The sequence below is a fragment of the Pseudomonas sp. MWU16-30316 genome (assembly GCF_020515645.1).
GTDB classification, from domain to species: domain Bacteria; phylum Pseudomonadota; class Gammaproteobacteria; order Pseudomonadales; family Pseudomonadaceae; genus Aquipseudomonas; species Aquipseudomonas cerasi.
The window spans coordinates 1-6,653 of the sequence record NZ_JAIZAZ010000014.1; the positions used below are offsets into that span (position 1 = coordinate 1).

At 63.2% G+C, this 6,653-nt stretch carries 2 protein-coding genes; both read left to right on the plus strand.

Going from position 1 to position 6,653, the window contains the following annotated elements; all coding sequences use genetic code 11:
- On the plus strand, nucleotides 1–583 hold a 583-nt coding region (locus LCH65_RS26055), incomplete at its 5' end, for a phosphopantetheine-binding protein (protein WP_226439939.1).
- Between the two features lies 1 nt (nucleotide 584).
- Nucleotides 585–6,653 (plus strand): non-ribosomal peptide synthetase (locus LCH65_RS26060; RefSeq protein ID WP_226439940.1); only part of this gene is annotated, 6,069 nt, incomplete at its 3' end.

Consider the following 6,653-nt stretch of genomic DNA (forward strand, 5'->3'; position numbering starts at 1 on the left):
ACTGGGCGAAATCGAAGCCAGCCTGCTGGAGCACGACAGCGTTCATGAGGCGGTGGTGATCGACGTTGACGGCCCGTCCGGCAAACAGCTGGCGGCGTATCTGGTGGTCGAGCACCACGACGATCAGTTGCGTGATGCGCTCAAGGCCTGTCTCAAGGAATCGCTGCCGGATTACATGGTGCCCACGCATTTCATCGTGCTGGACAGAATGCCGCTGAGCGCCAACGGCAAGCTCGATCGCAAGGCACTGCCTAAACCGGACGCCAGGCAGTTGCAGCGCCAGTACGTCGCACCCTGTACCGAGCAGGAACGGCAGATGGCGGCGATCTGGGCCGATGTGCTGAAAGTCGAGCGTGTCGGGCTGAGCGATGATTTCTTCGAGCTGGGTGGTCACTCGTTGTTGGCGACGCAGCTGATTTCCAGAATCCACACCGGCCTGGGAATCGACATTCCGCTGCGCCTGATCTTCGAGAAACCGCAACTGAACGAATTTATTCAGGCCTTTGCCGGCAGTAGCCTGTCGCTGACCGAGGACGGCTTGTCCGATATTGAAAAAATGATGAATGAAATGGCGGGTATCTGACATGGACAAGTCTGCAGCAGAGCGTATTGCCCAGCGTTTCGTCGGCCTGCCCGTCGAACAGCGGCGCCAGATCCTCGCCAAAATGCACGAGACCGGACAGAGCTTCAAACTGCTGCCCATCGCCGTGACCCGGCATGCCGCAGCGCGTATTCCGCTGTCTTACGCGCAGCAGCGCATGCTGTTCCTCTGGCAGATGGAGCCGGGCAACGCAGCCTACAACGTGCCTTTGGCGGTGCGTTTGAAAGGCGCACTGGACCGGCAGGCGCTGAGCGCAGCGCTGGAGCGGCTGGTGCAACGCCATGAAACCCTGCGCACCCGCTTCGTTTCAGAGGATGGCGTGTTCTATCAGGAGATTCTCGAACAGGCTACAGTCGCTCTCGAGTTCGCGTCGGTGGCGCCCGCAGACATCGAGCAGCAGGTGCGCGCCGAGTTGCAAAAGCCCTTCGACCTGCTGAGCGGCACGCTGCTGCGGGTCAAGCTGTTCCAACTGAGTGAAAGCGAACACGTACTGACCGTGTGCATGCATCACGTGGTGTCCGATGGCTGGTCCGGCGAAGTGCTGATTCGCGAGTTCGTGCAGTTGTATCAGGCTCAGGTATCCGGACAGCCGATTTCGTTACCCGAGCTGGCGATTCAGTACGCAGATTACGCGATCTGGCAACGCGCCTGGCTGGAGGCCGGGGAGGGCGAGCGGCAGCTGGACTACTGGAAACAGCAACTGGGCAGCGAACATCCGTTGCTGAGCCTGCCACTGGATCATCCGCGTCCGCTGCAACCGAGCCATCGCGGTGCGATGGTGCGCGTCGACCTGCCGCAGCAATTGTCCACGCAACTGAAAAGCCTGGCGCGCAACAATGGCCAGACCCTGTTCATGGTGACGCTGGCGGCGCTGTCGGTGGTGCTGTCGCGCTTCAGCGGGCAGTCCGACATCCGCATCGGCGCACCCAATGCCGGGCGCACACGCAGCGAGCTGGAAGGGCTGATCGGCTTTTTCATCAACACTCAGGTGCTGCGCGTGCAGGTGGATGAGCGGCAGAGCTTTGCCGAGCTGCTGGATCAGGTCAAGCAGGTGGTGACGGGCGCGCAGTCGCATCAGGAACTGCCGTTCGAGCATCTGGTGGATGCCTTGGCACCGGAGCGCAATCCGGGCCACAACCCGCTGTTCCAGTTCAAGATCAATCAGCACGTGCTGGCGGCCGATGGCAGCGGGCAGCGCGTGTCGGGCCTGACGGTCGATGAGTTCCCGATGGGCAGCAGCGATGCGCGTTTCGATCTGGCCTTCGACTTCACCGACACGCCCGAAGGGATACGCGGTTATTTCACCTACGCCACCGACCTGTTCGAAGCGCAGAGCATCGAGCGTATCGCCGAAGCGTTGCGCAGCGTGCTGCAAGCACTGGTCTCGGACACCGACCGGCGTCTGGCCGATCATCCACACGTCGTATCGTCGCCGGTCGCCGAGCAAACCCAGGACGTTGCCTGCCCCGATTTCCTCAGCCTCTGGCAACAGGGCCTGCGTGCCGGGCGTGGCAACACCGCGTTGCGTGTGGGTCAGCAGGTGTTGAGCTTTGACGAGCTTGAGACACGCAGTAACCAGTTCGCCCGCTACCTGCACGCCCAGGACATCAAGCCAGGCATGACCGTCGCGCTGTGTCTGAACCGCTCCGTGGAATGGGTGGTCAGCCTGCTGGCGGTGCTGAAACTGGGCGCGGTGTACTTGCCGCTGGACAGCGCGCAACCGTTCGAGCGCTTGCAGCAACTGGCCCGTGACAGCGGCGCGGTGCTGCTGGTGCATGCACCCGATGATGACAAGGCCGCGCGGTTGGGCGTGTGCCCGGTGCTGGCGTTCGATGCTGCGCTGTGGGCCGCTGTCGATAGCGGGGCGCTGGATGTTCGGGTGCTGTCTGAGCAAGCGGCGTACATCATCTACACATCCGGCTCCACCGGGCAGCCCAAGGGGGTGGTGGTCAGCCACGGCGCGCTGGCCAACTATGTGCAGGGCGTGCTTGAGCGTCTGGCGTTGAATGAAGGGGCGAGCATGGCGATGGTGTCGACGGTCGCTGCCGACCTGGGGCATACGCTGTTGTTCGGTGCGCTGGCGTCCGGCCGACCGCTGCACCTGCTGTCGCACGAGCAGGCGTTCGACCCTGACGGTTTTGCGCGTTACATGGCCGAGCATCAGGTTGAAGTGCTGAAAATCGTGCCCAGCCATTTGCAGGGTCTGCTACAGGCCGCCAACCCGGCGGACGTGCTGCCTGGGCAAGTGCTCATTCTGGGTGGCGAGGCCAGCGCCTGGGCGTTGATCGAGCAGGTGCGTGCGCTAAAGCCGGGCTGCCGGATCATCAACCACTACGGCCCGACCGAAACCACGGTCGGTATCCTGACCCACGAAGTGGCCGGGCACCTCAGTGCCTGCCGTAGTGTGCCGGTCGGTCAGCCGCTGGCCAACGGCAAGGCGCGGGTGCTGGACGCTTACCTCAATCCGGTGGCCGAACGGGTGGCCGGTGAACTGTATCTGGGCGGTCGCGGGCTGGCGCAGGGCTATCTGGGCCGTGCGGCAATGACCGCCGAACGCTTTGTGCCGGACCCGGACGCCAACGGTCAGCGTTTGTACCGTGCAGGCGACCGTGCGCGTTGGGTGGATGGCGTGCTGGAATACCTCGGCCGTGCTGACGATCAGGTGAAAATCCGCGGTTACCGGGTCGAGCCGGGCGAGGTCGGCCAGCTTCTGCAAACCCTGGAAAACGTGGCCGACGCCGTGGTGCTGGCGCAGCCGCTGGAAAGCGATGAAACACGTCTGCAACTGGTGGCCTATTGCGCGGCGGCGGCCGGCACGAGCCTCAACGTCGACAAACTGCGTGAGCAACTGGCGGCGCGCTTGCCCGAGTATCTGGTGCCCGCGCAGATCATGCTGCTGGACAGTCTGCCACTGACCGCCAACGGCAAGCTCGACAAGCGCGCCTTGCCTAAGCCTGGCGTGGTCAAACAGCGCTACACCGCGCCAGTCGGCGAGATCGAGGAAAAGCTCGCCGCCGTGTGGGCGGATGTCCTCAAGCTGGAACAGGTCGGCAGCACCGACAACTTCTTCGAGCTGGGCGGCGATTCGATCCTCAGTCTGCAGATCATCGCCCGCGCCAAGCGTCAGGGCATCAAGCTCAGCCCCAAACAATTGTTCGAAAGACAGACCATCGGCCAACTGGCTTCGGTGGCAAAACTGATTCAAAAGAAGCCCGCCTCCGTGGCGGAGCAGATCAGCGGTTCGTTGCCGTTGCTGCCGATTCAGGCGCGTTTCTTCGAGCTGGACATCCCCGAGCGTCAGCACTGGAATCAGGCGCTGATGCTCAAGCCTCTGCAAACGCTGGAGGCCTCTTGTCTTCAGTCGGCATTGACGGCGTTGGTCGAACAGCACGACGCGTTGCGTTTGGGTTTCTCTCAACAGGACGGCCAATGGCAGGCCACCTTCGGCATGCAGAACACTCGTGAGCTGCTCTGGACCCATGAGCTGGACAGCATCGAGCGTTTGTCTGAGCTGGCCGATGAAGCGCAACGTAGCCTGGACCTGAAAAACGGGCCGCTACTGCGTGCCGTGCTGATCAACCTGCCACAGGGCGAACAGCGCCTGCTGCTGGTGATTCATCATCTGCTGGTGGACGGTGTGTCATGGCGGGTGTTGCTGGAAGACCTGCAACAGGCTTACATCGCCCTGGCAGCAGGTCAGCCAGCGCTGCTGCCGGCGAAAACCAGTTCGCTGAAAAGCTGGGCCGAGCACTTGCAGGCCTACGCGCAAAGCCCGGCGCTGGAGCAGGAGTTGGGCTACTGGCAGGCGCAATTGCAAGACGTCAGCGACGCCTTGCCGTGTGATCATCCGCATGGCGGCCAGCGACAGCAGCACGCGCTGTCGGTGGTCACGCAACTCAATGGCGATCTGACCCGGCAACTGCTGCAGGACGCCCCGGCGGCGTACCGCACGCAGATCAATGACCTGCTGCTGACCGCGCTGGCGCGGGTGGTCAGTCGCTGGACCGCGCAACCCCATGCACTGATTCGTCTCGAAGGCCATGGTCGCGAAGACCTGTTCGACGCACTGGACCTGAGCCGCACGGTGGGTTGGTTCAGCAATGTGTACCCGGTCAGGCTCACCCCACAGGCCTCGCTGGCCGATTCGATCATGACCATCAAAGAGCAACTGCGCGCAGTACCCGACAAGGGCATCGGTTACGGCGCGTTGCGTTACCTGGGCCGCGAATCGGCGCGGCAGACCCTGCAAGCCTTGCCGCTGGGCAGCATCGTGTTCAATTACCTGGGGCAGTTCGACGGCAGCTTCGACACACCGCAGGCACTGTTCACACCCTCCGCCGACAGCAGCGGTGCCTCACAGAGTGCCGCTGCGCCGCTGGCTGCGCCGATCAGCATCAACGGTCAGGTCTATGCCGGTGAGCTGCGGCTGAGCTGGACCTTCAGTGGCGCGGTGTTCGAGCGCGACACCATGCAGCGCCTGGCCGATGAGTACACCGCCGAATTGCAACAGCTGATTGCCCATTGCACCACCGAAGGCGTGGCGGGGGTGACCCCGTCGGACTTCCCGCTGGCGTGCCTCAGTCAGTCGCAGTTAAGCCGTTTGCCGATACCTGCCGGGCAGATCGAAGACCTCTACCCGCTGGCACCGATGCAGCAGGGCATGCTGTTCCACACCTTGTTCGAGCAGGAGGCGGGCAATTACATCAATCAGATGCGCATTGAGGTCAGCGGCCTGGACGTGCCGCGTTTCCGCGCCGCCTGGCAGGCCACGCTGGATGCCCATGAGGTGCTGCGCAGTGCTTTCATCAGCCATCTGCAGCCAGCGCTGCAAGTGGTCTTGCGTGATGTGCGCATGCCTTTTGTCGAGCTGGATGCCCGGACGCAGTCGTCCGGCTGGATCGACCAATGGGCCGATGCCGACCGCCAGCAGGGTTTCGAGCTGGCCCACGGGCCGTTGCTGCGCCTGGCCGTATTGCGCACCGGCGAGCGGAGCCATCAGCTGATTTACACCAGCCATCACATCCTCATGGATGGCTGGAGCAGCTCGCGCCTGCTCGGTGAAGTGCTGCAACGCTATAGCGGCCAGACACAGCCGAGGCAGGTCAGCCGCTATCGCGATTACATCGAATGGTTGCAGCGCCAGGATGCCGGGCTCAGCGAGCGTTTCTGGACCGATCAACTCGCCAGACTCGATGAGCCCACGCGTCTGGTTCAGGCCTTCAAGGCGCCTGAGAACGGCCAGGGGCACGGTGATTACCTGCACTTGATCGACGCCGAGAATACCCGTCAACTGAGCGAGTTTGCCCGTGAGCAGCGCGTGACCCTCAATACGCTGGTGCAATCGGCCTGGCTGCTGGTGCTGCAACGCTATACGGGGCAGTCCAGCGTCACCTTCGGCGCAACCGTGGCCGGGCGTCCGGCTGATCTGCCGGGTGTCGAGGAGCAGCTCGGGCTGTTCATCAATACCCTGCCGGTGATCGCCAGCCCGCGTGCCGAGCAACGGGTGGCGGAGTGGGTGCAACAGGTGCAGGCGCAGAACATCGCCTTGCGCGAGCATGAACACACGCCGCTGTACGAGATTCAGCGTTGGGCCCGCAGCGCTGGCGAGGCGCTGTTCGACACCATTCTGGTGTTCGAAAACTACCCGGTGTCCGAAGCCCTGCAACAGGCTGCGCCGCCCGGGCTGGTGTTCGGCGGCCTGCGTACGCAGGAGCAAACGCATTATCCGCTGACCCTGGTGGTCAATCTCGGCGAAACCCTGTCGCTGCGCTTCAGCTACGCCCGCGAGGCGTTCAGTGAGCAACACATGGCGCAGTTGTCGGCGCATTTCCAGCAGGTCCTGCAGGCGCTGACGCATGACGCACAGACGGCGCTTGGCGAACTGGCGCTGTTGAGCGACCGTGAGCAGCAGCATGTTCTGCGCGAGTGGAACGCCACAGCTGCAGACTTCCCCAGTGAAGCCTGCCTGCACAGCCTGATCGAAGCCCAGGTATGCGCCACGCCGGACGCTCCGGCGCTGATTTTCGCTACTGAACAACTGAGCTACGCGCAA